Source organism: Paenibacillus sp. UNC451MF, from assembly GCF_000686845.1.
Taxonomy (GTDB): Bacteria; Bacillota; Bacilli; order Paenibacillales; family NBRC-103111; genus Paenibacillus_S.
In genome coordinates, this window is sequence record NZ_JMLS01000041.1 from 1 (window position 1) to 26,853 (window position 26,853).

Sequence of the window (26,853 nt, forward strand, 5' to 3'; positions counted from 1 at the left end):
ACAATCCTTCGTCCAAGCGCATGAAACAAGCCGTCGATTCTGGAGAATTTGGTAAGCTGCTCTGCATGAAAGGCATTGTCACCTGGTCCCGAGGTCCTGCATATTACGAAACCGAGTGGAAGGGCAAGTGGGCTACTGAGGGCGGCGGTGTGCTGATTAATCAAGCGATTCATACGCTGGACCTGCTGCAGTGGCTGGGCGGAGATATTGCAAGCATCAAGGGGAGCATCTCCAACGATTCATTGGAGGATGTTATTGAAGTTGAGGATTCCGCTCATGCGTTCATTCAATTCAAGAACGATGTGAAAGCCGTATTCTATGCAACGAATGCATACGGCAAAAGCACTCCGATCGAAGTCGAGCTGATTTTCGAGAACGCAGTATTATCGCAGCGCGGGGACACTCTGTACCTGCAGCAAAACGATACGCAGACAGTTTTGGCAGAGCCGGTTAAAAACGATTTGGGAGAAAAAGCATATTGGGGCGTAAGTCATCAGTTCCAAATTCGCGATTTCTACGAGCATATATTGGAAGGAAAGCATTTCTGGATCGATGGCCCTGAAGGCTATAAAGGCTTCAGCCTCGTCATGGATATTTACGAATCGTCCCGTACCGGGAAAAAAATCATGTACAACTAATTTAAAATCATGAAACTAAGCCGTTCTTGGATATTTCCGAGGGCGGCTTTATTTGTGTTCTCCCTAGCACTAGCAAAAAAGATAGAATAACCTCTTCATTCATGGAGTCAAACCTTTACTAGACTTCATATTGTAATAGTACAAGCGAAGCGAGAAGGGAGGGACAAGAGTGCTGAAAGAGTATGGAGCGGGCGTTTGCTCATTGCTGACGTTCTATTTGCTATTCCCCCATTGGTTTATTCGGACGTCCCTCTCTCTGGATGCGCCTTTTGCTATCAAGCTTCGGGAAGGCGCTGTCCTTGGACTGTGGGCTGCGTTATTCATTCATTTTGGTATCGCTGCCGAATGGGTTCCAGAAGAGCTTGTACGAATCGCAGGTCATGTATTTATAGTCCTTGCCGCTGTAGCGGGCGGGACTGCAGCCTCTTTGTCTGCAGCAGCCGTTATCGTCTTTGCAACGCTTATTGGGTTAGGAATGGAGGCTATGACGCTGAAGGAGTCCATTCTTGCCCTTGTAATTGCATTTTCTTCCGGTTGGGCCGTTAAGCAGGGCTGGAACCGAGCGGTGCTGTTTCATCTGTTGAACGGGTACCAGCTGATCTTATCTGCAATGCCGCTTATGGAGACATTTGGTGTGCAGTCAGTGCAATCCTTCCCTTTCCATCGTGTTGCCGTCTCGCTCGCAGGAGGATTGATTGCTTATGCTAGTCTATATACCCTTCTACGTATCCATGGAGCCTGGTGTCGGCTGACAGATAGCGAGGCGCCGTTTCACTTCCTCCCGGAAGCCTACAGGTCTGTAGTAGAGCATGTAAGGGAAGTCATTTTCCAAACGGATTCCTTTGGTAACTGGCGGTTTCTAAATCCGGCATGGACGGATATGACAGGGTTCCGCATAGAGGATACATTACACCAAGGGATTTTACAATATGTCCATCCGGATGATCAGGATATCAGCCAACAAAGTCTGAATGCTCTTTTAAATGGAATAAGTGAAAGCTGGCGTACCGAGATCAGAATCATAACGCTTGAAGGAGGGGATTGCTGGGTTGAGCTTTACGCTGAGCCTGTACGGGATGGGGGCGGTATTGTAGGTACGCTGACCGATATCACCGAACGAAAACGAATAGAACAGCAAAGGCGCAGCGATATGGAGCTGTCCAAACGAATACAGCAATCGGTTCTGCCCAAGCCGGTCCAGAGTCCCTTTATTGTTATCAAAGGTCTGCATATTCCTTCAGCACAAGTATCGGGAGATATGTACATGTGGGCGCTGCTTCAGGAGCATGGTGCAAGGGTTATTTTGATGGATGTTATGGGACACGGGGTTTCTTCCTCTCTTATGAGCATGTATATACATGCCTTCTTACAGTCTCTGCCTCCAAGTCTCGTTGATCCGAAGACGATTATGAGCCGATTAAATGCCCGCATAAGCGAGCTGGTACGCTTAGAAGAGGAAGGAGGGGACGCCGTGTACTGCTCAGCCGTTTGTGTAAGAGTGGATGCGCTGCGTAAGCGGGTAGAGTACGTCAATGCAGGTCACCTACGGTATCATGCTGAGTGATGACGACAGCGTTACCGAATTGGCGGCCGGAGGCCATACCTTAGGCATCGATGCGAAGGCGATATTTGTAAAAGGAGTGATCTCGTATCACCGTGAAGCCCGTGTGGTGCTATTCACTGACGGATTGTTCGAGGTATATGGGTCCTGTCCAGCTACAACCGCCCTTCGAATGAAACAGCTGCTGCAAGCCTGCAGTCGTTCCGATATGGACTGTTTCATGGACCGATTGGAGGAAGAGCTTCATAGCGCAGCTTACAGGCCGGACGATATTTGTGTCATTGTCATGGATGTAACGAGCAAGGGAGAATCGCCAAACAAAGATAGATAAGGAGTGACGAGGATGATTTGCATGATGCTTGAAAGCTGCCCTTGCGAGCAATTCATAGATATGTCGGATGAGATGGCGGAGAACTTTTTGAAATATTCGGGAGTTCCCCAATACCGCAAGCTATGCTATGCCGTACACGAGCTGGTCATTAATGCGGTTGAAGCTACACTGCGGCACCAAGCTTCGGTGAATGAGGCTAACCGATGCAGTGACTCTATGGGGCTGGAACATATCATACGATTGCGGATGGAGTTAGAGGAAGGGGAAGTCGTCATTACGATTACGAATTATGCAGAGCTGGGCGCTTGTCAGGCGATTCACAGTAAAAGGAGCGCCAACATGGACGATTTGCTCCATGAAGAAAGGGGACGGGGGCTGCTTATCGCCAAACGATGGTCCGATCAACTCACGTTCGATCAGGAGGAGGATGGCAAAATAACCATTCAATTAAGAAAAAGAGGAGACGATGCGCATGGGCAAAACAGCATACGATCCGCACGGAAGCGGAGAGGGCTTATTCATCCATTTTAGCAGCAGCCTTGCAGGGGCATATCTGCACATTATTGCGACAGGGAAGTTGACTTACGGGCATGACAGCAAGGCTAAGGAATGGCTGAATCGGGTATTGAAGCCGGCGGAAGGCTATATCATCGACCTGACCGGTTTGACTTTAATTGATAGCACAGGCTTGGGCGTATTGCTTCATTTTAAGAAAACCTACTGTACGGAAGGCAGGCGTATGGCAGTCATTGTACAAGACGAGCTGATGAAGGAGTTAATTACGATAGCCAAGCTGCATATGTTAATGCCAATTTGCGGAAGTTTACAGGAAGCCGTTCAGCGGCTGGGCGAGAGCTATGGATAGCTTGCAAGAAAGGAGGCTCTAGCGATGAACCATCTGCAATCGTTATCGGACAAGATGAGTAAGAAGGATCTGCTTTACGGGTTTATTATTTTGGATTTAACGATAATGCTTATTGCTGTAGCTGTGTGGAAGTTTCATACGTCCCGGGAAATCATCGATCAAATTTCTTTCGGCTCGGCGTTGACTACGATTCTGTTAGCCGTAGTGGCCATGGTGTACTCCTACATTCAAACCTTTGAGGCGTCTGCCCAGAACCGGATGGTCCAGCAAGCCCTCGGCAAAATAAGCGAGCAGGTGGATGAATTCGGGAAGATGAAGGAGGAGCTGATTACTTTACGGCATGACACAAGAACCTATAACGAGAACATACTCCAATCGCTGAATCGCTTCGTGGAAGAGGCGGCAGACCATGTCGATTCCATCTTCGAAGTGCTGCGTGAACGCGGATTGGAAGTGCCAGAGGAAGTGGAGAAAGATATTGCTTCTGCTTATCGAGACAAATTCAACAACGAGCTGGCCGCTATCCGATCCCGCTTTAGCGCTAATCAGGAGAAGCAGCTAACAAGAGAGTTGATCGCTTTAATCCAAAATAATTTGCAAAGCGGTTATGAGGTAACGCTGCTGGAGCTGGTCGATTTATTAGTATACAAGGGGATCGAATTTGAAGGCAAAGAGCTGATCGAAGCATTGACTTCATTGGAGCAGCTTGGATTGCTGGCCATTGTCCAGTCACAGAGAGGGCGGTCCGTTAAAATTGTGTAAAATTTAAAAGCTCCCGAAGCTTTCCCATCCACTAAGGACGGAAACGATCGGGAGCTTTTTGGGCGTCTACTGCTGTTGTAAAGGCTGTTGCTGTTCAAAGCGGCTGTAGAATTGAAGCACCTTCTCTTCATATTCCTTCGGATGAACCGCGTGGCTTTTCACATGGTCGGCCCCGGATGTTTTCCACAATTCAAACCGATCCGGATGCTTGGCCCACATGGTTTCGCTGTTTTCATACGGAATCGAATGATCGTCAGTGCTATGAATGAACAGAATAGGCCGGGGATAGATTCGATCGACGGCGCTGAAACCGTCCACCTGATTCGGGTCGATCCCGGTCAGGGGCGGCAAAATCCCGAGAATCAGCGGCGTGAACGGAATATTCGGAAGGTGAGACCAAACAGGCAGGTTCTCCTTCAAATAGCGGGTCAAATGATTGAACGGACTGTCCGCCACAACACCTGCCACGTCAGGCTCTTCTGCGGCTGCTATCAGTGCAGTGCTTGCCCCCATAGAAAAACCGTGTAATGCGATGGTCCCCGGATGGTTCGCTTTCATCCAATCGATGGCGCCCAGCAAATCGTATTTCTCCAGATAACCTACAGACGTCAGTTCTCCGCCGGATTCCCCGGAATTGCGAAAATCGAACATAAGAACATTATAGCCTTGCTCTACAAGCGTTTTGGACAGCTTTAAGGCCTCTGCGTCCGATTGCAGACGGTTTTTGCGATAGCCGTGAGCCATAATGATGTTCAGCTTGGCTGGAGACGATTCGCTCGGCAAAAACCAGCCCTTTAAGGTAACGTCGTTCGTTCTGCTCTGGAACTGCACCTGCTCAAAAGTCATACCATAAGGCTCAGGCGTCTCCTTTAATGGATCACGTAGAGGATGCGTAAGCTTCCAGCCGACATAGATAGACAGCAGGACACAGACAATCAAAAGCAAAACAATGAGGAAAGCGGCGCCCCACAATCCCTTACGTTTGAAGCTGATGCGAGGGCGTGAGGCTCTCGTTATAGCAGGGGTTGGTTGCATGGGTTACATTTCCTTTCTAACCTTGGAGATAACTTTTCAAATAAACAGTTGCTCTCTCCAGGTGATAAAATGAGGTTGTTTTTGCTGCGCAAAAGCTTATGGCATTATTTGCAGGTACCATTATACGATAAGCTGCGCGTAAACAACATCTATTTTATCAAAAGATTATTTGTACCGATGGAATAACCAGGAAGCTGCGGCGCTCAAAAGGAATAAAACAGCAGCCCACACCGGCGTTGAGAGCGTCCACCCTAGCGGGATAGCCATTAGCAGAAGCATGGCAAGATGAATGAGCAGGCGGACGGTGCTGATAGAACGCTTCAATAATCCATCTGGCAGCGGGTAGATGCGGTGCCAGATATGAACCCGGTAGTATCGTTTTAAATCTGACAGCTGCAGTGCTCCGAACAGTCCGAAAGCGATATAGGAAATAACGGAAGCCCAATCACTGCGCAAGGAAGCGAGAATGACGATACCCAGAACCGTCAGCCTGAATGTAATTCCAAGCAGCTCCGAGCGAAGCCAAATGAGTGTGTACATATACAAATAGGATGAAGATTGCCGGAACGGGATAATTCGCAGCCAACCTTTGGGTATGCGGGTGTTCCTTGCTTTGCCTTGTACCTGAGGCACATCAATAAACCAGTTCAAAAACCGGTACACACTGGCACGATGGCGTTTTTCCCAGTCGATGAGCAGCAACCAATGGACGATATATTTGCGCGGCAACCTAAGCAGTCCGAGATATAGGATTGACCCTACTGCCAAAAGAAGGATGCCATACGGCAGCTTCCATGCGAACATCGCGTAAGCGGACAAAGCCGCTAACAACCAACGAAGCAGCACAAACCATCTTCGTATGCTTGGCTCTTGAAGCTGCAGTTCGGTCCATTTGCCGAACATAAGCGCCCATTTGAACAGCACCAAGACTAGCAGAATGACGATAAACTGAAGTCCGCCTGCCGCTGTCATCTTAGCGTAAAGAGGCCAGATAAGCAGCCACACCGCGATGACTATGGCGGTTTGAATAATAAGCGCCTTGCGCATGGCTGCTTGCAAATAGATGTTCATTCCGCGCTCATGAGGAAGCAGAAATATAATGTCGGCATCCTGCAAATAGGATCTTATTTTACCGCCAGCAAGCGGAAAAAGCATGACGGTAGCGCAAAGCAGCTCCCATGGAAAGGCAGGTGTCACCCATCCGAGAAACAAACGATAGGCAATGGAAAATAGCAGGAAAGCGGCGACGGCTGACATGACCACGCTTTGCAGAGCGTAATGAAGATAGGGCCGGATTTCTTTAAGAAATTCAGCAGATCGGCGTTGATATAAGACTTTCATATCCATCAGCGCAAACCTTCTCTTGTCACCAGGCTGCAGAATACGTCATCGAGCGGAGCGGAAGGCATTCCGGCCGCTGCCTGAAGGGCTTCTACCGTACCCGATACGATCAGTTTTCCTTGATGCATGACGAGAAAATGATCGCAGTAGCGTTCAATCGTGGCCAATATGTGCGAGCTGATCAGGATAGCTGCGCCGCTTTGTTTGACGACAACCATGAGCTCAAGCAAGGATCTCATACTGAGCGGGTCGAGGCCAAGGAACGGCTCATCGATGATGTAGAGCTCCGGCTGAACGAGGAAGGCGCACATAATCATGACCTTTTGGCGCATCCCTTTGGACAAATGGGAGGCCATGCGTCCGGTCAACTTGTCCATTTGAAATTGCTCCAGCAGCGGCTGAATCCGCTGGTGATAGGAGCTTTTATCCAAGCCGTAAGCTTGAGCGGTCAGCTCCAAATGCTCCTGAACCGTTAATTCTTCATATAGCAACGGACTTTCCGGAACATAAGCGAAGGTTTGGCGATATTGCTCCTGCGATTCGGAGAGCTTTTTCCCTTTGAGACGAATTTCGCCTTGATGAGGCTGCATGAGTCCGAGAATATGCTTGATGGTTGTACTTTTGCCAGCACCGTTCAAACCGATGAGACCAACCATTTCTCCAGGCTGCACCTGAAAGCTCAAATCGTGCAGCACAGGCTGCTGGCGGCTGTAGCCTCCGGTAATGTGATCCACTTCCAATATCGGTTTCATGCGATATCCTCCTTGAATAGGATTGTATCTTATTAGACTAGCGGAAATGGCGGACATTTTCCAGTCGAGGGCGATGCCGAGTATTGCTCGTAACAAGCAAAGAGAGGAAATATCCTCTCTGGCGTATGTCGAGAAACCTGGAAAACTCGAAATATTGCCATTATACTCCGTTGGGATATCCGCCTCCAGCGAAAAAAACCATCGTTCTCCCTCAGGATAACGATGGTTTAAGAAGGTTGAATTAAGCTTTTGAAATATGGCCAAGATTGCTGTCTTTTCCGAACAGGGCTTCATCGTTGTCAACAGCTTCAACTAAGGAGGAGGGTTCTTCAAGCCCGAACTGTTTCTCGCTCTTCGCAATGACGACGGTAGCTACGCTGTTACCGATCAGATTCGTGATTGCACGAGCTTCTGACATGAAGCGGTCTACACCTAGCAAAAGCGCCATGCCTTCCATAGGAATCACATTGCCTGGAACGGCTGATAATGTAGCAGCCAGAGTGATAAAGCCGGAACCTGTTACACCTGCTGCACCTTTGGAAGTGAGCATCAGAATGCCTAATACAGTCAATATTTGAACCCAAGTCAGCTCGATGCCGTAAGCTTGTGCGATGAACAGGGCAGCCATGGATAAGTAAATTGACGTACCATCCAGATTAAAGGAATAACCGGTAGGAACTACAAGGCCGACAACGGATTTGGAACATCCGTATTTTTCTAGACGCTGCATCAACCGAGGCAGTGCAGATTCAGACGATGAAGTACCGAGTACAAGCAATATTTCTTCTTTGATGAATTTGAGCAGGTTGAAAATGCTAAAGCCGTATATTCTTGCAATAGTGCCGAGTATAATAACAACGAACAGGAACATCGTAATGTAGACAGAGCCCATCATTTTGCCGAGAGAGAACAGAGAGCCGATACCGAATTTACCGATCGTGTAAGCCATAGCGCCGCCCGCTGCGAATGGGGAGAAGCGCATAATGATACCGACAAGACGGAAGAAAATATCATTCACTCTTTCAAAGAAAACGGTTACAGGCTTCGCCTTATCACCTAATCCAGCCATCGCTAAACCAAACAATACGGAGAAGAACAAGACAGGAAGCATTTCACCTTTGGTTAAAGCCCCGACTGCGCTGTCCGGAATGATGCTGACGATAAAATCCATAAATCCGTGAGGTGTTTCCGCCGCTTGCTTGGCATATTTGGCTACATCCGCCGCATTCTTGCCCACATTGCTGATGTCCATGCCAGAGCCTGGCTTGATGAGATACATAACCGCGATTCCGATAGCCATTGCAAACGTAGTGACAAGCTCAAAATAAATAAGCGCTTTGCCGCCGATGCGGCCTATTTTTTTCATATCGCCCATATTCGCAAATCCGATGACGATGGTGAAGAAAACGATGGGAGCAATGATCATTTTGATCAGCTTGACGAAAATATCACCAAGTACTTTTAACTGAACTCCGAAGGCAGGGAAAAACTGACCGATCAAAATCCCGATAACGATTGCAATCAACACTTGTACGGTTAGATTCTTAAAGTTGATTCTCATAGTACCCCTCTTTTCTGTTCATAAGTGTATAAAACCACTCGTCTTTGAAGATTCAGGCTGCCGATGTGGGTATTCGTTTCGTCGTTTGCCTGAGGCCGTCCTTTGATTCCTTGCGCTTAGTATGCTTCTGTAGGCCTTATGATATCGCTTACAAAACAAAATGTGAATCATTTGACCATATTGGTGCTTTTGGTCATTTTGGTCGTGCTGTACGCATAATATATTAGTAATTGACATACCCTATGGGGGTATATTATAATCGACTTGAGAGGAGCGATACTAATGCAAACCATAACGTTAAAAGTGGAAGGAATGTCCTGCAACCACTGTGTGAACTCTATAGAAGGCGCATTAAAGGAGATTGGAGCCAGCGGCAATGTCAGTCTGCCGAACAAATCCGTTACGATTTCCTTTGATGAGAAAAAGTTGAACGAAGCAGCTATTAAAGAAGCTATTGAAGATCAAGGGTACGATGTCGTTTAATAGCAGGCATATCGAACGCGCAGGTGAGGAGCTTAAATTCCTCACCTGTTTTTTTGTGTTTTTATAAGAATGGATTTATAGAAGAGCGGAGGTTTTAATTCTGTTCATGCTGCACACTGAATAAGGCTTTACAAATAATAGAACTTAAGCTATGTTTATATTATCATCTCATCAATCAAAACTTGGTTTCATCTAATGAAACAAAAAGAAGGGTAGTGAGTAGGATGGATATTAAAAATCAAGTGATGGTTCAGTTCGGCGCGAACGCGGCTAATTATGTGAACAGTCCGCGTCATGCATCAGGTAATGATTTGAACATTTTATCCGAATGGGTGAAGCAGGAGCAGGCGGTATCGGCGCTCGATATAGCAACCGGCGGTGGGCATTGCGCGCTTGCTTTGGCGGCAAATGTTCGCGAGGTGACGACGCTGGATATGACTCCAGAGATGCTGCGGGAAGCAGAAGCGTTCCTGAACGGCAAGGGCTGCACTAACATAAAATATGTACAGGGTGATGCGGAAAATTTGCCGTTTAAGGATGAGGAGTTCGATCTGGTCGTTTGCCGTATAGCAGCTCACCATTTTCCCGATGCGGATCGGTTCGTACAGGAAGCTGTGCGCGTGCTGAAGAGTGGTGGAAGCTTTATTCTGATGGATAATATAGCTCATGAATCGGATCTTATAGATAAGCTCTATAATGATGTAGAGAAACGGAGAGACCCGAGTCATTTCCGGGCCTGGAAAAAGACGGAGTGGATACGGCGGATTGAATTAGCCGGATTACGCGTTGAGCAGCTGCTGCAATCGGGGAAACCATTCGAGTTCGAGTCGTGGTGCGCTCGAATGAATGTACCCGAGCAAGTAAAGAAGCAGCTTGAGACGGATATGTTGGGTTGGTCCCCAGAGCTGCAAAAGCAGCTGGGAGTAAAGAGCGAGCATGGCAAGCTGGTGGGCTTTGAAGGCAGCTACATGATGCTGAAATCCAGAAAGGTCTAATGGGCCGATTTTAAGCAACCCCGCAAATATTGCATAATGGATTTCCTCAAGATTCAACGGAAGAAATCACATATTTATTGACCGGGCGGCCGACTCCGTATTGTAGATCAAGACGGAGTCTGCCGCTTTTTTCCAAATATTCGAGATATCTTCTTGCGGTCACGCGTGCGATACCAACACCTTCCGCCACTTCCTCAGCTGAGAGCGGGTGGGGCTGCTGAAGAAGGAAATGAACAATTTGCCTCATTGTTACGGCCTGCAGCCCTTTGGGCAGCTCATCAGCTGCAGACAACAAATCATGATTACGCGAAGTGGACGCTGCGGATTTCCCCATAGAAGCTGCAGCATCTTGTTCTGCGGCTCGATGAAGCATTCGGTCCAGCTCGCTTTGCGAGACAGGGCCGCTATGATTGAGAGCTTGCTTCATGCCGCGATAATGCTCCAAAGCTTGCCGAACCCGTTCAAATTTGAACGGTTTCATGATGTAGTCTACGGCGCCGTACTGAAGCATCCTTTGGATCGTTTTTTGGTCATTGGCTGCGCTGATGACCATAACATCGACAGGCAGCTGCTCCTGACGGATTTGGGTCAGCGTCTCAATGCCGTCCTGCTGAGGCATGTAGATATCCATGATCGCCAGATCCGGCTTCAGCGTACGAATCCGCTCCATTCCTTCCACACCCGAACCCGCAACTCCAGCAACGGTGAAACCCTCGACCTGCTCAACGAATTGGCGGTTCACTTCCTGCACCATGGGATCATCCTCGATTAACAACACTTGAATCTTTTCCATTTGTTCATCTCCTAAGAGTTTTCCGAAGGAAAACTCACTTCGTAAGCATAGGCTAAGAGTTTTCCGAAGGAAAACTCACTTCGTAAGCGTAGGCTAAGAGTTTTCCGAAGGAAAACTCACTTCGTCGTCTTGCGGTTTCATAGGGAATGAAATAAGAAAGCTGGTTCCTTCGTTCGGCACCGAATCTATATGTATGGTGCCGCTGCCTTTCTGGACAATCCCGGCTATTAGATACAGCCCGATGCCGCGGCCGCTCACTCCCTTTGTCGTGAAGCCTTGTTTGAATATCCGGTCCCGGATGTCGGAGTCAATGCCAATACCGTTATCTTCTACGAGGATCGAGAGCACCTCGTTATCCTGCTCGATGCTGACGAAGATCCTCTTTTCCGACCGCTGCAAGTGCTGTAAGGCATCAAAGGCATTTTCCAGCAAATTGCCGAGCAATATGACAAAGTCATGATGATCCAATAGATCGGGAAAATGCTCCAAATGGCTCTGCCTATCAATTTCCACTAGGATGCCGAGCTCGTTGCCGCGGCTGATTTTGCCGAGAAGTAGACCGGTTAAGCTGTCATTTTTGAATTTTTGGCTCAAGAAGCGGGTTAGCTCTTCCTTTTGCTCTGTAATTTCAAATAAGTAGTTCAACGCTTTTTCTTTGTTTCCGAGCTGAATTAATCCGCCGATGGTGTGAAGCTTATTCATATATTCGTGATTCTGTACACGCAAAGCATCGACGAATGCTCTTACGCCGGTAAGCTCTTCGGCAATACGAGTGACCTCCGTGCGGTCCTGAAAGATGGCTACGGCGCCGACCGTTTGCTCGTTGACCTTAATAGGGACCCTATTGCTCATAATAAGTGTAGTGCCGAACAGCAGCTCCTGATGGTATATAGGGTGATTGAGCTCCAATATTTCAGGCAGCCTCGTATCCGGCAGCACCTCCCGGATTGGTTTTCCTATGACATCACCTTCAATTTTCATAATGCTTTTCGCCTTGTCGTTAAATATGGTGATAAGCTCGTCCTTATCAATGGCTATGACACCTTCATGCATAGCGTGGAACGTTGCGGTTCGTTCTACGAGCAGACGAGCGATTTCGTGAGGCTCGAGCTCGAACATTTGCTTTTTAATATGCTGGGCGAGCTTCCACGACCACCATATGCCGGACAGAAGTGACAGCAGCACAATGACATAGGCTTGCCCGCTAAGGTTCAACAGCACCTGCCCGATGGTGGGCATGATCTGCCCCACCAGCACGACGCCGACCTGCACATGGTCGGCGTTCATCACCGGCACGAAAGCGCGCAGCGCCGTGCCGAGCTCTCCCTTTGCCTTCGACACGTAAGTGTGCTCGGCAAAGGCGGAACCTTCATCGGCACTCTGTGAGACAGTGCCGATCTTGGATTGAACCGGATGCGACAGCCGCACCCGGTTCATGTCCATAACGACGATGTAGGTCACGTCGTTAATGATCCGAATCCGCTCAGCGGCCTCCTGGATGGCCGCGAGGCTTTCGCTGCTCGCCACTTCGGGGAGCTGAGCTACCGTTCGAGCCGTAACAAGGAGCCGCCGGCTAGTCTCTGTCTCGTTCAAGCTGATAATGGTGCCCACGAGAATGGTGCCGCCTATCATCAGCGAAAACAGCACGATGCAGGAGGATAGGATGGCGATTTTGCCATTGATTTTCAGACGATGCAGCATGACGGCGCGAGGCTCCTTCCGACAATGTATACATTCCATCATACAATACGAAGGAGGGATAGTTAAACCCGGGATCATTCAGCCAGATCCAAAACACTTCCAAGCTTAAGTCTTTGACTCGTTATTTGCTGCCCTGCTGGCCGCCGGCGCTTCCGCCTGATTCTCCATCGTTCTTACCACCGGAGCTGCTTTCATCTCCTTCGGATGAGCTGGATTTTTTTCCTGATTGCTGCAGCTTTTTGAGCTGTTCCTTATCGGCTTTTCTGAGCTTCTCGGCCTCCTCGTACTCATGCTGCTTGATTTGCTTGTACATATTCATTTGTTCCTTGAGGGCGGAGTCGACTGAATTTTGCTGCTGTGTGCTCTTAGCCTTCTGACTATTATTGCTGTCTGTGCCCTGCTTCTTTTTATTCCCGCATGCTGACAGCTGAACCATTAGCATCAGGCAGAGCAGGAGCAGGATACCGCTTTTTAGTCCATAATGTATAGTTTTTTTCATAAAATACAACCCCTTTCGGTTACTTAGATTTAGGGTGTCCTAAACTTGGAAGTTCATTTATTACCTAAATTTTTTGATTTTTTGTATACAATTGAATACAATAAGAAGGTAAATGAATGATATAAGCTTACTGGGAGGGCTAACAACGTTATGGCGGAAACTTACCGCAAATCCAAAATTGAACATTATCTTGATCGGTTGCTCGTTCGCAAGCAGGCGCTGATACGGCAGCTGGAGCTCAATGAGCTGGAGCAGTCGAAAGAATTTATCCGCGGGCAGCTGTCGGCAACGGACATGATTATTTGGGAGCTTGCGGTAGAGTTCGATTTAACCGACCAACTTATTGAAGGGGGAAAAGGGAATGTCAGCGAACGTTGCGCAAAAAAATCAGTTGGAACCCACACTTCCACAACACTCCAGAATCACACGTCTCAAACTAATTAGAAGAACTTTTTTCATGCTGCTGGGGGCGGCATTAGTATCGGTAGGACTAGAAATTTTTTTAGTGCCGAATAATATTATTGATGGCGGAGTCGTCGGGATATCCATTATTTTGTCCCATCTTACCGGACTTCCACTCGGAATCTTCCTATTGCTCGTTAACCTGCCGTTTCTATTTCTCGGCTATAAGCAAATAGGGAAAACCTTCGCCATATCCACATTAATCAGTGTTCTCTTCATGTCTATCGGAACCTCCCTATTGCATCCGGTGCCACCACTTACCATTGATCCGCTACTTGCTGCAGTATTCGGAGGCATTATTGTCGGGATGGGTGTCGGGATGGTAATCCGTTCAGGCGGCTCACTCGATGGCACGGAAATTGTAGCTATCCTGCTTAACAAAAAATCTCCTTTTTCCGTCGGCGAAGTCGTTATGTTCTTCAACCTCTTTATCCTCGGCAGCGCAGGCTTCGTATTTGGTTGGGACCACGCCATGTACTCATTAATCGCTTATTACATTGCTTATAAAATGATTGACATTACAATAGAAGGCTTCGATGAATCCAAATCGGTATGGATTATTAGCGACAACTACAAAGCGATTGGGGATGCGCTGCTCAGCCGTCTGGGTCGGGGCGTGACATACTTGAACGGTGAAGGCGGGTTTTCCGGTGGGGAAAAGAAGGTTATATTTTGTATCATCACCCGCTTGGAGGAAGCTAAGCTGAAATCGATTGTCGAGGACCACGATCCGAGTGCGTTTCTGGCCATCGGCAACATTCATGACGTTAAGGGCGGACGGTTTAAGAAAAAAGATATTCACTAAGCCGCGGACTCACTCCCTGTGCATTTTTGAGGAAAGCAGGAATTCGCATCATGAGATCATATTTGGGTATCGCGCTGATGGTTGTAGTAGGGATGGCTGCGGCGCTGCTGATAGGGTTTTACCCTACACTATCGCAAGCACCGATTAGCTATGACGATGAGCAGGAAGGATTCGATACACAAATAGTAATTAAATTCAGTCATGTGGTTGCGGAGAATACCCCGAAGGGGTTGGCAGCTCAACATTTCGCTCAGCTTGTGAAGGAGAAGACGAACGACCGTGTAAAAGTGGAGGTATACCCGAATGGGGTTCTCTACTCTGAGGTTGATGAGATCCAGGCATTGCAGCAAGGTAATGTGCAGATGATTGCACCGTCTTTTCCTAATTTATCTGAGCTGCTACCTTCATGGATGGCGCTGGATTTACCGTTTGCTTTTCCTACGAATGATGCAGTGCAGGAAGCATTCGAGGGGAGCATCGGTACGACGCTGTTCGAGCAGTTGGAGAGAGTTAACATGATGGGCATGGCTTATTGGGGAAACGGATTTAAGCAAATCACGAGCAACAAAGGGCCGATCGTTCATCCGATCGACCTGAAGGGACAGCATTTTCGGACGATGCGCAGCAAGCTGTTGGACGCCGAGTTTCGTTTGTTTGAAATGCGGACGACAGAGATGCCGTTTAATCAAGTGTATCGAAATTATGAGAACGGCACTGTGGATGGTGGCGAAAATTCGATCTCGAATATTTACACGAAAAAGTTTTATCAGGTTCAAAAGTATATGACCATTAGCAATCACGGTTATCTTGGCTATGCGGTTCTTATGAATAGATCGTTCTGGAGGAAGCTTCCACCCGATGTGCAGCAGCAAATTCAGGACGCGATGAAAGCCACAACCCAGTGGGCTAATCAAAATGCAATTCTTATGAACGAGAAGCAGCTAGGAGATATCAGGAATGAATCGCACATACAAATTTATACGCTAACGCCGGAAGAGCGCAAAGAGTGGATGAACGCATGGGATCCAATCTATTCCCAGTACGAATCCTACATCGGCGCCGACATTATTAAGATGATCCGCCAGCTTCAGCAAAAGTACGGTTCATAAGGCACAGCGCGCCGCTTACTCGTTCGTGATTTTCGTTATAGCTTGGCAAAAAGCGTTAGTCGAAGTTGTCGACTAACGTTTTTCTTTTTATTGAAGGCTTAAAGAAATGGCGAAGTCTATCTCGGCTGCTTCAGTATGAATCATTTCTGCTTGGCTTACTCCCCCTTCGGGTAAAGTTATAGAAATATCTATGGGAGGTGGACAAGCATGAATGAATTCGAAAAAGACGCTGACGGAGCAAAACAAAAGGGCAAGCGAGACCATCCTGAGCAATACCCCACAGAGAAGGAAAGCCTATTCGATAAGTTCAAGAGCGAGCAGACGGTCGACCCCATACCGGTTGAGGACTTAAAACAGCAGGTTCAGGAAGAGTCGGATAAGAAAGAAACGAAGCACAGGTCATCAAGCGAGAATAAGTATAAATAGGAAACTATATTATGAAGATGAGGCTGGTGATTAACCGGCCTCTTTGTTGTCAGTATCACCACACATGAACTTTCCCCCATCATTTCATAATGAATATTCGTAATTTCCCGTTTCATAAGCTTTACTTATGGATGTTATAAGCAGTTCTTGGTTGTATAATACGAACTTATGCGATATAGTACAACTATTGTATGTTAGAATACTTAACATTATATTATTACGGATAGAATAGGGAGAGAGTCCATGCGCAGGTTAGAGGGGAAACGCATAGCCATAACCGGGCCAAGAAAGGCTGCGGAGATGAGCGTTATAGTAGAGAAGATGGGCGGCATTCCGCTGGTTCGTCCGGCGCAAGGCACGGTAGCGCTCGAGCAGGAGAAGGTAGAGATCCAGTTGAAACGACTGCTTCATGATGGTAGTGACTGGATTATTTTCACCACTGGGGTAGGAGCAGAGATGCTGTATCAATCCGCCGAGAAGATGGGTGCTGCAGAAGCTTTTCTCGAGTGCTTGCAGCAGATGAACATCGCCGCTCGTGGGTATAAGACGGTCAAATATTTAAAAACGCTCGGTCTTACTCCTAAGGTTAGAGATGACGACGGAACGACGGATGGGATTGTTAGAGCGCTCCAGCCATATGATTTGCAAGGACAGCGTGTAGCGCTGCAGCTTTACGGAGATCATGCGCCGCGACTGGTTCAGTGGCTGGAAGCGCAAGGCGCCGAGTATTATGAAATATTGCCTTATGTGCATGTGCCACCGGAATTAGACATAGTGGATACGCTTCTTACCGAAATTGTGAATGGAGAAGTGGACGCGATTACGTTCACGAGTACTCCGCAAGTAAGGTTCCTGATGCGCTATGCTCGTGACAAAGGGCTTGAGGAATCCATATTGAAATCATTCAAGGAGCACACTGTTGCCGTAGCTGTAGGGAAAGTAACAGCAGAGGCGCTCCGCGATGAGGGAGTTGAACGTGTCGTCGCTCCGGAAGAAGAACGGATGGGCAGTATGATGGTCACTTTGGCTCAATATTACGATCAAGACTAGTATTGCAGCGCGTCGTTTGGTCAAAACTACAGGGTATGGTATACTTTTCCTGAAAAGTTACCGTATCTTTTTTTGTCATTCTACCGCTGAACGCGGTCGTTTATCCTCGTCTTAAGTGTGATAAACGATTTTTCTTTTGGAGGCCTAATGAATACGATGTCTGTAGTACAGCTGCGAGATGTAACCAAACGAATTGGCTCCAAGACGATTGTCGATCATTTATCATTTGATGTTTTGCCTGGGGAAGTGTTTGGATTTCTGGGACCTAACGGTGCAGGTAAAACAACGACCATCCGAATGATCGTCGGACTGATGTCCCTTTCCGAAGGAGAAGTGCTTGTCAAAGGCCTTAGCATCAAAAGGCAGTTTGAAGAAGCTATGATGCACATAGGTGCGATTGTGGAAAATCCGGAGTTTTATAAGTTTATGAGCGGGTATCAGAACTTGCAGCATTTTGCCCGGATGATTCCTGGGATTACGGAAGAAAGGCTGCAGGAAGTGATCGCACTGGTCAAACTGGAGCATCGCATCCATGACAAAGTAAAAACTTACTCACTCGGCATGCGGCAGCGATTGGGCGTCGCGCAAGCGATTCTTCACCGCCCTTCGGTATTGATATTAGATGAGCCTACTAACGGTCTCGACCCGGAAGGCATTCGCGAGCTGCGGGATTATTTGCGGCAGCTTTCGCAGCAGGAAGGCATCGCTGTCATTGTATCGAGCCATCTGCTATCGGAGATGGAGCTGATGTGCGATCGGGTCGCCATTATACAGAACGGAAAGCTGTTGGACGTCCGCTCCTTCAAGGATTCTCGGTCTGGAGCTGGTCTCCTGGAAGTCGTACTGGAGGTCGATCGTCTGAACGCAGCGGCTGAAGCGGCTGTGGGTCTTTTAGGAGAGGAGCAGGTGCAGCGGAATGCAGCTACCTCACATGATGCCCACAACGCGCAAAGCAGCAGTGAAGAATCCCTGCCTCCGCAAGAAGGCGGAACACTGACCGTTCATTTGGGCAGTAGGGAGGACATAGCTAAGCTGAATGCGCATTTGGTAGCTTCAGGCATCCAAGTGTACGGCATTCGCACCCAGAACAAATCCCTCGAAGAACAGTTCTTGGAGGTTACAAGGGGGAATCAGATTGTCTAACTTCTTGAGTCTCGTTCAAAACGAGCAAATGAAAATATATAACCGGCTCCGTACGTGGGTCATGCTGGGGATTATTTTACTCTCCGTCGTGCTGATGGCGATTATGATGAAGTATGTCATTGAGACAGGAATGAATCATGTACTCTCTTTTCTGGCAATGTCTACGAGTCTAACCTCGCTGGTCTTCTTGTTTACCGTTATTGTAGCTGGAGACATCGTCGCTTCCGAATTTACGTGGGGAACGATCAAGCTGCTGCTCATTCGTCCGGCAACAAGGAGCAAGATACTGGCTGCCAAGTATGTGTCCGTCCTGCTTGTATTGATCACATTCATGCTGTTTTTGCTGATTGCTTCTTATTTTGTGGGGTTACTGTTCTTCGGCTTGAGCGGAGCGGTGTCCGATGCGGAGGCTTTTCCGAAAATTATGCAATCCTACGGAATCAAGTGGATTGATCTGCTGATGTATGTGACACTGGCATTCATGGTCTCAGCCGCATTCCGCAGCAGCTCGCTCGCGATCGGATTATCCATCTGCTTAATGTTTACTGCGAATACCATCGTAGTGGTGTTGGCACAGTTAAAATACACATGGGTCAAATATATCTTGTTTGCTAACACGGATTTGTCTCCCTACCTGCTTGGAGGCAAACCGACGGTTGCGGGTATGACGCTGGGTTTCTCCGTCACCATGCTAATTTTATATTGGCTCTTGTTTTATTTCGTATCATGGCTCTTGTTTACGAAAAGAGACGTGGCGGGCTGAATCGCCCTATCGAATACAATTCATCTACAGCCATGGCAAAAAGCGCCCTATACAGAGCGCTCTTGCCTGGCTGTTTTTTATGTGAGGGTGCAGTTCCTTCGATGAGAAAGGAAACGATCTTCCGTTCCAACGAAACGCTGCAAAACCGATTTTTATTCGGTGTCAATTTTCTTGTTTTTTTTCGGCTCTTATATAGTAAGATCTTCTTGTGAAGAAGTGTCCACTTCCGATAACAGGGCATCCACCCGCTGCTCCAGCACAAAAGGATCAATCGGCTTGGTTAAATAATCCTTAGCGCCGAACCGCATTCCTTTAAGCACTGTATCTTTGCGAGCATCTCCGGTTAGCAGGAGTACAGGAATGGACTGTGTGTCCGGGTTGGATTTAAGTTTGGTCAGAGCGTCAAGGCCGTCCATTCCCGGCATATTAATATCCAGTAAAATTAAATCATAGCAAGTGATCCGCGATAGAATGGATAAAAATTCGTTGGCTGTTGAATAGGACGTTACCTCGTACCGATCTTCGAAAATTTGTTTGACCAACAGGCAGAACGGGGAGCTGTCGTCAACTAATGCGATTTGCTTTTTCATCTATCGTTGTCACTTCCTTGTTATTATTGAGGAGCTGATGGCTTTGTCCGAACAGGATCATGAAAGAATGCAACGAATTTTGTCCAAAACCAAAGAGCTGTTCCTTCGGGATGCTCACTCGCGAACCGATGTGCTGCTGACTGCTATTGCTCTATGGGAGCAAAAAGAGGTGCGGCATCAAGAGCTCGTTGATCGTGTATACGCTTTTGCCCATTCACTAAAAGGACTAGCCTATACAGTCGGCTGTTATGAAGTGCATCATCTAAGTGAACAGATCGACTCTTACAGTATACAACATAGCGGGGCATGGACAGAACTATCCGTTAACGAGCTAATGGCTCAGGTTCATGAGCTGCTGGCTGAATTGGAGAGGGAATGGCGTAAAGCTGGCTTGGTTGCCGAGGGAACGGCATGATCCTTGACAAAGTACTCTGGGTGTCCGCTCTTACGCTCGTCATTCATGCAGTGGAAACTTTGTCATATAGCATTCGATTGGCCGGAGTTCGGACAGGCAAGCTGGCTGTCGCTTTGTCGTTAACGGGGATGATCGTACTGCTGTCGCGGACCTCGAATCTTGTACAGGGGCCAATGATGGGAGGGGTAATCGATCAAGCCAAGCGTGACCCGGGCATTTCGTTGGAAGGGCAAATGCACGTTATGATCGCAGGAGCCTCCTTAGGCACGCTTCTCGCCATTCTCTTATTTCCGACGGCAGTTCGAATATCGGTCAAGCTGATTGCCCGGCTTGAAGTAACCGGTTCATTGCCACGCTTAGTTCTCGATTCCGTCTCTATCCGCAGTTTAAAATATGCGGGTCGCCAGTTCAAGCTTCCTACCTGGGCTATGATTTCGCGTCTTCGTGTCGGTGGCGTACCCAAGCGACTTTTGCTTCTGAATATGCTCGTTACCGGCTTTTACACCGTTGGGGTTTTATCGGCGTTATATGCTTCATTCCTTACTCCCGGCCACAGCACAGCTGCTTCCATGTCATCAGGTCTTGTCAACGGCATTGCCACTATTCTTATGACTTTACTGGTAGACCCTCAGGTAGCTCTGCTCACGGATAGGGCTATGAATGGAAAAGCAAGTATGGCCTCCATCAATAAAATGTACGGCTGGCTGATGTTCTCCCGATTTTGCGGCACATGGCTTGCCCAACTGCTGCTGGTTCCTTGTACGCTGCTCATCCAATGGATGGTCCCTCTGTTTTCTTGACTAACCCAAAAGTACTGCTCTCTAACGCTAATCCGGATTCTCAGGAATAGCGTATTTTTTGTTGTTCCATGGGTAGAATGAGCAAAAGATGTAAAGGAAATATATTGATTAACCGCGAAAAAAGGAATATCGATTCTCATGTCGAATGTATCGATAGTTAGTCATTTTATACTAGAGGAGATACGCCTATCCTATGATTGAATTTCAAAATGTTTCCAAAGTGTATCCCAATGGAACCGTAGGTTTAAAGAACATTAACCTAAAGATCCAACCGGGTGATTTCGTCGTTATCGTAGGTTTGTCAGGTGCGGGGAAATCGACGCTGCTTCGCTCGATAAACCGTTTGCATGAAATAACCGACGGTCATATTTTGATAGACGGAAAGTCGATTACTGCAGCCCGCGGAGCAGAGCTTCGCCGTATGCGTAGAGATATCGGAATGATCTTTCAAAGCTTTAATCTCGTCAAGAGAGTTTCTGTACTTCGCAATGTCCTCTCAGGGCGTGTAGGATACCATTCTACTCTAAGAACCGTTCTTGGTCTGTTTCCTAAGGAAGATGTAGAGCTTTCGCTTAAAGCATTGGAGCGGGTTAACATTCGCGAAAAGGCTTATGCCCGCGCGGATGAGCTTTCCGGCGGACAGCAGCAGCGGGTCTCGATTGCCCGTGCCTTGGCGCAAGAAGCCAAAATCATTTTGGCGGACGAGCCGGTTGCTTCTCTTGACCCTCTGACGACCCGCCAGGTTATGGATGACTTGAAGCGGATTAATCAGGAGCTGGGTATTACAACGATCGTTAACCTTCACTTTATTGACTTGGCGAGAGAGTATGCTACTCGAATTATTGGCTTGCGTGCAGGGGAAGTCGTGTTTGACGGACCCGTATCGGAAGCTACCGACGAGAAATTTTCAGAAATCTACGGCCGCGCGATCAAGAAAGACGAGCTGCTGGGGGTGGAAGGCTGATGACGTCATCCGAACGCGGGAAACAGCTTCAGAAGCCCTCGTCTTTAAAGCCAGCCCTTTCAGTTATTTTCGTCCTGCTGCTTTTGTTCGGAAGTGCTATTCGGACGGATGCTTCACTTATGGAGCTAATTGAAGGTATTCCTGAGATGGGTAAGCTGTTTCAGGATATGTATCCGCCCAACTGGGGTTACTTAACTACTGTAATCGACCCTATGCTAGAAACGATCCGAATGGCTATTATCGGCACGGTAGTCGGTTCGATTCTCTCCATTCCTGTTTCATTTTTAGCTGCCCGCAATGTAACTCGAGTCCCTGTGTTGAGTGCGGCGGCTCGGTTTGTATTGAACCTGGTGCGTACGATTCCTGACCTTATGTATGCAGGCGTATTCGCTGCAATTGTAGGCTACGGTATGCTGGCGGGAACGATTGCGCTTGCGTTTTTCTCTTTCGGGCTCGTGTCCAAATTGACTTACGAATCTATCGAATCTATTGATTCTGGTCCGTTGGAAGCTATGACGGCTGTCGGCGCGAACAAGCTCCAGTGGATTAACTTCGGGGTAGTTCCGCAAGTAATGGCTCAATTTGCGGCTTATGTGCTCTACACTTTTGAAGTCAATGTGCGTGCTGCTGCTATCTTGGGTTTTGTTGGCGCAGGTGGTATCGGGCTGATTCTGCAAAGAACGTTGGACCGGCTTCGTTACGATCAGGCAGCAACGATCATTTTATTCACGCTGGTGGTCGTACTCGTCATTGATTACATTAGTACTAAGTTACGGGAGAAACTGTTATGATGAGGAATACGGAAAAAAAGAACGTTGGCGCTCGAATTCGTCTATGGTCCATATGGATAGTTGTCATTATTATATTGGTTTGGGCATTTACGGGAATCGAATTTACGGGAATTAAAGAGACAGCCGGGCAAGTATCGAAGGCTATTTTTAAAGGGATTTTCCACCCGGACTGGGGCTATGTGTATTTGCCTGAAGGAGAGGACCTGCTGCGTGGCCTCTTGGATACAATGGCTATTGCTGTTTTGGGTACTTTCATTTCGGCGGTGCTATGTATTCCATTCGCTTTCTGGGCGGCAAGTGCCAAAGGAAAATCACGCTGGGCAACCGGTACCGGTAAATTTATGCTTAGCTTAATCCGTACGTTCCCTGAAGTTGTTATGGCCATAATATTTATTAAGGCGGTAGGACCAGGTTCTTATGCGGGTGCTCTCGCATTAGGGGTCCATTCCATAGGGATGCTCGGTAAACTGTACTCAGAGGCTATTGAGAATCTGGACCGAGGTCCGCAAGAAGCGCTTGTTGCTTGCGGAGCCAACAAGTTTCAGACGTTGTGGTTTGCCGTTATTCCGCAGGTGCTTCCTGACTTTTTCTCCTTTGCTTTATACCGGTTCGAAATCAATATCCGTTCTGCAGCCATTTTAGGGGTTATTGGTGCAGGGGGTATCGGTACACCGCTTATCTTCGCATTGGAAGCCCGCAGCTGGTCGAGGGTCGGCATTATCCTTCTTGGCGTTATCGTCATGGTTACGGTAATCGACATTATTTCGGGCTATATCCGTAGAAAACTGGTGTAGCGGACGTTGGACACAAAAAAAGCAGTGATCAGGAATTCCTGATCACTGCTTTTTACTTTTGATTATTTACCGCCCATTTGCTTGTTAGCATCACGAACAACATCGAATTTCTTATCGTCGGACACTGTGTAACCGCGGTGGGAGTATACTTCATAAATGATTTGTTGACCTTGAGGATCTTTACCGATAGCTATGAAAGCATCAGAAATCTTTTTGCGCCATTCCGGATCCATATCGTTGCGAACGCTGATAGTATCATTTGGAATTGGAGCTGTGAAGAACAATACGCGTGTTTTGGAGAATACATCTGGAATATCCTTCATAACAGTCGTACGAGCATCTTGGAAGATAGCTGCTGCATCCACTTCGTTGTTCAGTACAGCAAGAACGCCTTTATCATGCCCTTTTACCACAATGCCTTTTACATCTTTATCAGGATCGATCTTGTTTTTCTTAAGCTCAAGACCTGGATAGATGTAACCTGCGGAGGAAGTTACGTCCTGCCAAGCTACTTTTTTATCTTTTAAGTCAGCGATTGTTTTGATTGGAGAATCGTTTTTCACGATAATCATCGATTTGTAGGAATCGACAAGCTTCGTTTTGTCTTCTTGGCCTGTAGCATCATCAACGCCGTAACGTTGTGCTTGAAGCAGCAAGTCTGCTGCTTTCTTCTCGTCATGTGCTAATACATAGCCTGTTGGAGGAAGAAAACCGATATCTACTTTTTTGGAAGCCATAGCTTCGATAATCGTGTTATAGTTTGTGGAAATCGAAACTTTAACAGGAATACCCAGCTTGTCTCCTAGCAATTTTTCAAGTGGCTTAGCTTTTGCTTCTAATGTTTCAGCGCTTTGGGAAGGTACGAACTGAACAGTTAGCTCTTTAGGCACATAACCTTTTGCTGCTGTTTCTTGTTTCCCTTTGTCTGCTGGTGCAGGCGTTGGCGAAGCTTGATCTTTCTTTGCACAGCCTGCTGCGATACCTGCAGAAAGCAGAAGCGATAAGCTGATAGCTGCTACTCTTTTTAACATCTTTTTTGACCTCCCGTTAATTATGGAATTGAATCCAAGATCTACTATAGCATAATATACCCAGATCGACAGTAAAAAAATTATTAAGAAAGTACCGTGTAAGCCAAAAAATTGTTAAAATAGGTCGTAATGAATTGCAAGCCTGGGCATAGTGCAAGCAGTACCATTTTTATCTAAAGAATAACCTAAACAACGGAGTTGATTCGATTCTATGACAAACGAACAAGCCTGTACTGTAACGATTTTGGAAACAAGCGATCTTCACGGAGCTTTGCTGCCTATTCAATATGCCAATAACCAGCCTACCTCATACGGTTTGTCCAAGATTGCCTCTTTAATCAAAGAAGAACGCAAGAAGGGCGGACATGTCATTTATATAGACAACGGGGATTTGATTCAAGGAACTCCGCTCGCGTATCATCATGCCAAGTTGAACGGAGAAGCGCCTAATCCGATGATCAGCTGCATGAATGCCATTGGCTGCGATGCCGCTGTAATGGGAAATCATGAGTTTAATTACGGCCTCGAGCTGCTTCAAAAGGCTGTAGGGGAATCGAAATTTCCTTGGCTCAGCGCCAATATTGTAGATGCAAAAAGCGGTGAACCTTACTTTGGCAAGCCGTACCGGATTATTGAGCTTCCTGTAGGCGTTCGTGTTGCTATATTAGGACTTACAACCCACTACATTCCTAATTGGGAAAAGCCGGAGCATATTGCAGGCTTGCTCTTTGAAGATGCATTGGAAGCTGCTGGAAAGTGGGTAACGAAAATACGGCGTGAAGAGCAGCCGGATGTGATGGTCGTTTCGTACCACGGAGGGTTCGAACGTAATATGGCGACAGGTGAGCCTACGGAGCCTTTGACAGGTGAAAATGAAGGCTATGCTATATGTCAAAATGTAGAAGGAATCGATGTTCTACTGACTGGACACCAGCATCGAACGATTGCCGATTGCAAGATTAACGGAGTGACCGTTGTGCAGCCTGGAAGCCAAGGAACGAATCTCGGCAAGGTCCAGATTCATCTGGCTAAGCGGGATGGGCAATGGGTCATCACGGATTCCGCTTCCGAGCTGTTGTCGCCTGAAGGGGCACAAACGGACCTTGCTTTGCAAGAGCTAGTCTCCCCGCACGAAGAGCTCACTCAAGCTTGGCTGGACCGGCCTATCGGTAAGCTGCTTGGAGATATGAGAGTGACAGACCCTATGGGTGTAAGGCTTAAAGAACATCCTTTGATCGAGTTTATCAACAAAGTACAGATGGATTTATCCGGTGCGCCGATCTCGAATACGGCATTATTCGACAATATTGCTCCAGGCTTTCCGCCGGATATAACGATGCGCGATATCGTCTCGAATTATATTTATCCGAACACGCTTCAGGTCATAAGAATAAGCGGACAGGATATTAAGGATGCACTTGAACGGTCGGCGTCTTATTTTGACTTATATGATGGGCAATCGGTCAAGGTCAACCCTTCCTTCAGCGAGCCGAAGCCACAGCATTATAACTATGACATGTGGGAAGGCATACAATATAAGCTGAACATTTCCCGTCCTGAGGGAGAACGCGTCGTGCTGCTGCAGTACCAAGGCCAACCGCTCGATTTGGATGCGAAGTACGATGTAGTGATGAATAATTACCGTGCAGGCGGAGGCGGCAATTATACAATGTTCCAAGGCAAGCCAGTTGTACGCGACATTCCGACGGATATGGCCGAGCTGCTCGCGACATATATTATGGAGAGAGGAACGATCGAAGCCTCTTTGAACTCCAATTGGGAAGTTATTTGGGATTAATACACAACGGGAGTCCTTCTTCAGTGTTATGTGGCCAAATGGATAGAGAGGAGACCGACTGATGTTGATTCGAAAATTAACGCCATCCGACGCGCAGCAGTACCGGGTTGTAAGGCTACGGTCACTTAGAGAGCACCCGGATGCGTTTTTGACCACTTACGAAATAGAAAGCGAAAAGCCGATCGAGATTTTTCAAAATAATCTTCGAGCAACAGAGGATAAGTTTACACTTGGCTGCTTCACGGATACCGAGAATTTAGCAGGCATAGTGACGTTTATACGGGAAACTAACCCGAAAATTGCACATAAAGCGAATATTTATGCAATGTACGTAGCTCCTGAATATCGCAAGCATAGAGTAGGGCACGCTCTGATGACTGAGGTATTGCAAGCCGCTAAAGCGTGCGTCGGATTGGAGCGAATCCATTTGACCGTGATCTCCAGCAACAAAGGAGCGAAGAGGCTCTATGAATCACTTGGATTCGTGACCTATGCGGCAGAAAAGAATGCGGTAAAAATAGAGGGAGTCTATTTGGATGAGGAGTTCATGTCGATTCAAGCCTAGATTTAAAAAGCTGCGCTGAGCGCGGCTTTT

31 protein-coding genes are annotated in these 26,853 nt (G+C 47.4%); 22 read left to right on the top strand and 9 right to left on the bottom strand.

Annotated features, from left to right (window positions below):
* The 6 genes from BP97_RS0128750 to BP97_RS0128775 all read left to right on the top strand — a co-directional run.
* Positions 1-638: Gfo/Idh/MocA family protein (locus tag BP97_RS0128750; protein WP_028552199.1), on the top strand; the 638-nt coding region annotated here is incomplete at its 5' end.
* A gap of 169 nt (positions 639-807) precedes the next feature.
* A complete protein-coding gene (locus tag BP97_RS0128755; RefSeq protein WP_028552200.1) occupies positions 808-2,202 on the top strand; it encodes a PP2C family protein-serine/threonine phosphatase in 1,395 nt (464 codons plus the stop codon).
* The gene (locus tag BP97_RS0128760) at positions 2,171-2,530 is read left to right on the top strand and encodes a SpoIIE family protein phosphatase (protein ID WP_028552201.1); all 360 of its coding nucleotides are present in this window, start codon (positions 2,171-2,173) and stop codon (positions 2,528-2,530) included. Before BP97_RS0128755 ends, BP97_RS0128760 begins: the two co-directional genes overlap by 32 nt.
* A 12-nt stretch (positions 2,531-2,542) precedes the next feature.
* Positions 2,543-3,061, top strand: a complete 519-nt coding sequence (locus tag BP97_RS0128765; RefSeq protein WP_028552202.1) for an ATP-binding protein — start codon at positions 2,543-2,545, stop codon at positions 3,059-3,061.
* Positions 3,003-3,395 (top strand): STAS domain-containing protein, encoded by a 393-nt coding sequence (locus BP97_RS0128770; RefSeq protein WP_028552203.1) that lies wholly within the window; start codon positions 3,003-3,005, stop codon positions 3,393-3,395. Before BP97_RS0128765 ends, BP97_RS0128770 begins: the two co-directional genes overlap by 59 nt.
* A 24-nt stretch (positions 3,396-3,419) precedes the next feature.
* Entirely contained in the window at positions 3,420-4,157 is a 738-nt protein-coding gene (locus tag BP97_RS0128775; protein ID WP_028552204.1) for a hypothetical protein, read from the top strand.
* A gap of 66 nt (positions 4,158-4,223) precedes the next feature.
* Here BP97_RS0128775 and BP97_RS0128780 read toward each other — a convergent pair whose 3' ends face one another.
* The 4 genes from BP97_RS0128780 to BP97_RS37770 form a co-directional block, all read right to left on the bottom strand.
* A complete protein-coding gene (locus tag BP97_RS0128780) occupies positions 4,224-5,192 on the bottom strand; it encodes an alpha/beta hydrolase (protein ID WP_081824410.1) in 969 nt (322 codons plus the stop codon).
* 165 nt (positions 5,193-5,357) lie between these two features.
* A complete protein-coding gene (locus BP97_RS0128785) occupies positions 5,358-6,539 on the bottom strand; it encodes an ABC transporter permease (protein WP_036746724.1) in 1,182 nt (393 codons plus the stop codon).
* The gene (locus BP97_RS0128790; protein WP_028552207.1) at positions 6,539-7,285 is read right to left on the bottom strand and encodes an ABC transporter ATP-binding protein; all 747 of its coding nucleotides are present in this window, start codon (positions 7,283-7,285) and stop codon (positions 6,539-6,541) included. The genes BP97_RS0128785 and BP97_RS0128790 overlap by 1 nt, the downstream gene beginning before the upstream one ends.
* Before the next feature lie 241 nt (positions 7,286-7,526).
* Positions 7,527-8,846 (bottom strand): dicarboxylate/amino acid:cation symporter, encoded by a 1,320-nt coding sequence (locus tag BP97_RS37770; RefSeq protein WP_051621033.1) that lies wholly within the window; start codon positions 8,844-8,846, stop codon positions 7,527-7,529.
* Positions 8,847-9,128: 282 nt separating this feature from the next.
* On the opposite strand from BP97_RS37770, the gene BP97_RS0128800 reads away from it, so the two are divergent.
* Entirely contained in the window at positions 9,129-9,329 is a 201-nt protein-coding gene (locus BP97_RS0128800; protein ID WP_028552208.1) for a copper ion binding protein, read from the top strand.
* A gap of 224 nt (positions 9,330-9,553) precedes the next feature.
* Positions 9,554-10,324 (top strand): class I SAM-dependent methyltransferase, encoded by a 771-nt coding sequence (locus BP97_RS0128805; RefSeq protein ID WP_028552209.1) that lies wholly within the window; start codon positions 9,554-9,556, stop codon positions 10,322-10,324.
* 46 nt (positions 10,325-10,370) lie between these two features.
* Here the strand turns inward: BP97_RS0128805 and BP97_RS0128810 are convergent, their stop codons facing one another.
* From BP97_RS0128810 to BP97_RS0128820, 3 genes are all read right to left on the bottom strand, one after another.
* The gene (locus BP97_RS0128810) at positions 10,371-11,117 is read right to left on the bottom strand and encodes a response regulator (RefSeq protein WP_028552210.1); all 747 of its coding nucleotides are present in this window, start codon (positions 11,115-11,117) and stop codon (positions 10,371-10,373) included.
* Between the two features lie 93 nt (positions 11,118-11,210).
* Positions 11,211-12,818 carry an ATP-binding protein gene (locus BP97_RS0128815; protein ID WP_028552211.1) on the bottom strand — a complete coding sequence of 536 codons (1,608 nt, stop codon included), beginning with the start codon at positions 12,816-12,818 and terminating at the stop codon, positions 11,211-11,213.
* 121 nt (positions 12,819-12,939) lie between these two features.
* Positions 12,940-13,317 (bottom strand): hypothetical protein, encoded by a 378-nt coding sequence (locus tag BP97_RS0128820; protein WP_028552212.1) that lies wholly within the window; start codon positions 13,315-13,317, stop codon positions 12,940-12,942.
* 150 nt (positions 13,318-13,467) lie between these two features.
* On the opposite strand from BP97_RS0128820, the gene BP97_RS39200 reads away from it, so the two are divergent.
* The 7 genes from BP97_RS39200 to BP97_RS0128855 all read left to right on the top strand — a co-directional run bounded on the left by BP97_RS39200 (position 13,468) and on the right by BP97_RS0128855 (position 19,075).
* Positions 13,468-13,761, top strand: coding sequence for a hypothetical protein (locus tag BP97_RS39200; RefSeq protein ID WP_051621034.1), 294 nt, complete (start codon positions 13,468-13,470; stop codon positions 13,759-13,761).
* Positions 13,679-14,584, top strand: a complete 906-nt coding sequence (locus BP97_RS0128830) for a YitT family protein (RefSeq protein ID WP_081824411.1) — start codon at positions 13,679-13,681, stop codon at positions 14,582-14,584. Before BP97_RS39200 ends, BP97_RS0128830 begins: the two co-directional genes overlap by 83 nt.
* 50 nt (positions 14,585-14,634) lie before the next feature.
* Positions 14,635-15,693 (top strand): DctP family TRAP transporter solute-binding subunit, encoded by a 1,059-nt coding sequence (locus BP97_RS0128835; RefSeq protein WP_028552214.1) that lies wholly within the window; start codon positions 14,635-14,637, stop codon positions 15,691-15,693.
* Positions 15,694-15,900: 207 nt separating this feature from the next.
* The gene (locus tag BP97_RS0128840) at positions 15,901-16,119 is read left to right on the top strand and encodes a hypothetical protein (RefSeq protein WP_028552215.1); all 219 of its coding nucleotides are present in this window, start codon (positions 15,901-15,903) and stop codon (positions 16,117-16,119) included.
* Positions 16,120-16,362: 243 nt separating this feature from the next.
* Entirely contained in the window at positions 16,363-17,169 is an 807-nt protein-coding gene (locus BP97_RS0128845; protein ID WP_028552216.1) for a uroporphyrinogen-III synthase, read from the top strand.
* A gap of 147 nt (positions 17,170-17,316) precedes the next feature.
* On the top strand, positions 17,317-18,312 hold the full coding sequence (locus BP97_RS0128850) for an ABC transporter ATP-binding protein (RefSeq protein ID WP_028552217.1): 996 nt from the start codon (positions 17,317-17,319) through the stop codon (positions 18,310-18,312).
* Positions 18,305-19,075 (top strand): ABC transporter permease, encoded by a 771-nt coding sequence (locus tag BP97_RS0128855; RefSeq protein ID WP_028552218.1) that lies wholly within the window; start codon positions 18,305-18,307, stop codon positions 19,073-19,075. Before BP97_RS0128850 ends, BP97_RS0128855 begins: the two co-directional genes overlap by 8 nt.
* 188 nt (positions 19,076-19,263) lie before the next feature.
* On the opposite strand, the gene BP97_RS37780 is transcribed toward BP97_RS0128855, so the two are convergent.
* Positions 19,264-19,665 carry a response regulator gene (locus BP97_RS37780; RefSeq protein WP_051621035.1) on the bottom strand — a complete coding sequence of 134 codons (402 nt, stop codon included), beginning with the start codon at positions 19,663-19,665 and terminating at the stop codon, positions 19,264-19,266.
* 43 nt (positions 19,666-19,708) lie between these two features.
* Between BP97_RS37780 and BP97_RS0128865 the strand changes: the two genes are divergently transcribed.
* The 5 genes from BP97_RS0128865 (at position 19,709) to phnE (BP97_RS0128885) (ending at position 23,429) form a co-directional block, all read left to right on the top strand.
* Positions 19,709-20,080, top strand: coding sequence for an Hpt domain-containing protein (locus tag BP97_RS0128865; RefSeq protein ID WP_028552219.1), 372 nt, complete (start codon positions 19,709-19,711; stop codon positions 20,078-20,080).
* Complete coding sequence (locus BP97_RS0128870) at positions 20,077-20,880, top strand: lipid II flippase Amj family protein (RefSeq protein WP_036746727.1); 804 nt, start codon at positions 20,077-20,079, stop codon at positions 20,878-20,880. The genes BP97_RS0128865 and BP97_RS0128870 overlap by 4 nt, the downstream gene beginning before the upstream one ends.
* 193 nt (positions 20,881-21,073) lie before the next feature.
* The gene (phnC, locus tag BP97_RS0128875) at positions 21,074-21,844 is read left to right on the top strand and encodes a phosphonate ABC transporter ATP-binding protein (protein ID WP_028552221.1); all 771 of its coding nucleotides are present in this window, start codon (positions 21,074-21,076) and stop codon (positions 21,842-21,844) included.
* Positions 21,844-22,635 carry a phosphonate ABC transporter, permease protein PhnE gene (gene phnE, locus BP97_RS0128880; protein ID WP_028552222.1) on the top strand — a complete coding sequence of 264 codons (792 nt, stop codon included), beginning with the start codon at positions 21,844-21,846 and terminating at the stop codon, positions 22,633-22,635. Before phnC ends, phnE (BP97_RS0128880) begins: the two co-directional genes overlap by 1 nt.
* Positions 22,632-23,429: a phosphonate ABC transporter, permease protein PhnE gene (gene phnE / locus BP97_RS0128885; RefSeq protein WP_081824412.1), complete on the top strand. Its 798-nt coding sequence runs from the start codon at positions 22,632-22,634 to the stop codon at positions 23,427-23,429. Before phnE (BP97_RS0128880) ends, phnE (BP97_RS0128885) begins: the two co-directional genes overlap by 4 nt.
* Before the next feature lie 62 nt (positions 23,430-23,491).
* On the opposite strand, the gene BP97_RS0128890 is transcribed toward phnE (BP97_RS0128885), so the two are convergent.
* Positions 23,492-24,460, bottom strand: a complete 969-nt coding sequence (locus BP97_RS0128890; RefSeq protein ID WP_028552224.1) for a phosphate/phosphite/phosphonate ABC transporter substrate-binding protein — start codon at positions 24,458-24,460, stop codon at positions 23,492-23,494.
* 211 nt (positions 24,461-24,671) lie between these two features.
* Here BP97_RS0128890 and BP97_RS0128895 point away from each other — a divergent pair, with 211 nt between their 5' ends.
* Both BP97_RS0128895 and BP97_RS0128900 read left to right on the top strand, forming a co-directional pair.
* Positions 24,672-26,258 (top strand): bifunctional metallophosphatase/5'-nucleotidase, encoded by a 1,587-nt coding sequence (locus BP97_RS0128895; protein WP_028552225.1) that lies wholly within the window; start codon positions 24,672-24,674, stop codon positions 26,256-26,258.
* Between the two features lie 61 nt (positions 26,259-26,319).
* Positions 26,320-26,823 (top strand): GNAT family N-acetyltransferase, encoded by a 504-nt coding sequence (locus tag BP97_RS0128900; RefSeq protein ID WP_028552226.1) that lies wholly within the window; start codon positions 26,320-26,322, stop codon positions 26,821-26,823.
* Positions 26,824-26,853 lie beyond the last annotated feature (30 nt).

Bases quoted from the DNA above. Each gene is read 5' to 3' on its own strand.
- BP97_RS0128760 (WP_028552201.1), top strand. From the start codon at position 2,171: ATGCAGGTCACCTACGGTATCATGCTGAGTGATGACGACAGCGTTACC.
- BP97_RS0128765 (WP_028552202.1), top strand. From the start codon at position 2,543: ATGATTTGCATGATGCTTGAAAGCTGCCCTTGCGAGCAATTCATAGAT.
- BP97_RS0128770 (WP_028552203.1), top strand. From the start codon at position 3,003: ATGGGCAAAACAGCATACGATCCGCACGGAAGCGGAGAGGGCTTATTC.
- BP97_RS0128775 (WP_028552204.1), top strand. From the start codon at position 3,420: ATGAACCATCTGCAATCGTTATCGGACAAGATGAGTAAGAAGGATCTG.
- BP97_RS0128780 (WP_081824410.1), bottom strand. From the start codon at position 5,192: ATGCAACCAACCCCTGCTATAACGAGAGCCTCACGCCCTCGCATCAGC.
- BP97_RS0128785 (WP_036746724.1), bottom strand. From the start codon at position 6,539: ATGGATATGAAAGTCTTATATCAACGCCGATCTGCTGAATTTCTTAAA.
- BP97_RS0128790 (WP_028552207.1), bottom strand. From the start codon at position 7,285: ATGAAACCGATATTGGAAGTGGATCACATTACCGGAGGCTACAGCCGC.
- BP97_RS37770 (WP_051621033.1), bottom strand. From the start codon at position 8,846: ATGAGAATCAACTTTAAGAATCTAACCGTACAAGTGTTGATTGCAATC.
- BP97_RS0128800 (WP_028552208.1), top strand. From the start codon at position 9,129: ATGCAAACCATAACGTTAAAAGTGGAAGGAATGTCCTGCAACCACTGT.
- BP97_RS0128805 (WP_028552209.1), top strand. From the start codon at position 9,554: ATGGATATTAAAAATCAAGTGATGGTTCAGTTCGGCGCGAACGCGGCT.
- BP97_RS0128810 (WP_028552210.1), bottom strand. From the start codon at position 11,117: ATGGAAAAGATTCAAGTGTTGTTAATCGAGGATGATCCCATGGTGCAG.
- BP97_RS0128815 (WP_028552211.1), bottom strand. From the start codon at position 12,818: ATGCTGCATCGTCTGAAAATCAATGGCAAAATCGCCATCCTATCCTCC.
- BP97_RS0128820 (WP_028552212.1), bottom strand. From the start codon at position 13,317: ATGAAAAAAACTATACATTATGGACTAAAAAGCGGTATCCTGCTCCTG.
- BP97_RS39200 (WP_051621034.1), top strand. From the start codon at position 13,468: ATGGCGGAAACTTACCGCAAATCCAAAATTGAACATTATCTTGATCGG.
- BP97_RS0128830 (WP_081824411.1), top strand. From the start codon at position 13,679: ATGTCAGCGAACGTTGCGCAAAAAAATCAGTTGGAACCCACACTTCCA.
- BP97_RS0128835 (WP_028552214.1), top strand. From the start codon at position 14,635: ATGAGATCATATTTGGGTATCGCGCTGATGGTTGTAGTAGGGATGGCT.
- BP97_RS0128840 (WP_028552215.1), top strand. From the start codon at position 15,901: ATGAATGAATTCGAAAAAGACGCTGACGGAGCAAAACAAAAGGGCAAG.
- BP97_RS0128845 (WP_028552216.1), top strand. From the start codon at position 16,363: ATGCGCAGGTTAGAGGGGAAACGCATAGCCATAACCGGGCCAAGAAAG.
- BP97_RS0128850 (WP_028552217.1), top strand. From the start codon at position 17,317: ATGAATACGATGTCTGTAGTACAGCTGCGAGATGTAACCAAACGAATT.
- BP97_RS37780 (WP_051621035.1), bottom strand. From the start codon at position 19,665: ATGAAAAAGCAAATCGCATTAGTTGACGACAGCTCCCCGTTCTGCCTG.
- BP97_RS0128870 (WP_036746727.1), top strand. From the start codon at position 20,077: ATGATCCTTGACAAAGTACTCTGGGTGTCCGCTCTTACGCTCGTCATT.
- phnC (WP_028552221.1), top strand. From the start codon at position 21,074: ATGATTGAATTTCAAAATGTTTCCAAAGTGTATCCCAATGGAACCGTA.
- phnE (WP_028552222.1), top strand. From the start codon at position 21,844: ATGACGTCATCCGAACGCGGGAAACAGCTTCAGAAGCCCTCGTCTTTA.
- phnE (WP_081824412.1), top strand. From the start codon at position 22,632: ATGATGAGGAATACGGAAAAAAAGAACGTTGGCGCTCGAATTCGTCTA.
- BP97_RS0128890 (WP_028552224.1), bottom strand. From the start codon at position 24,460: ATGTTAAAAAGAGTAGCAGCTATCAGCTTATCGCTTCTGCTTTCTGCA.
- BP97_RS0128895 (WP_028552225.1), top strand. From the start codon at position 24,672: ATGACAAACGAACAAGCCTGTACTGTAACGATTTTGGAAACAAGCGAT.
- BP97_RS0128900 (WP_028552226.1), top strand. From the start codon at position 26,320: ATGTTGATTCGAAAATTAACGCCATCCGACGCGCAGCAGTACCGGGTT.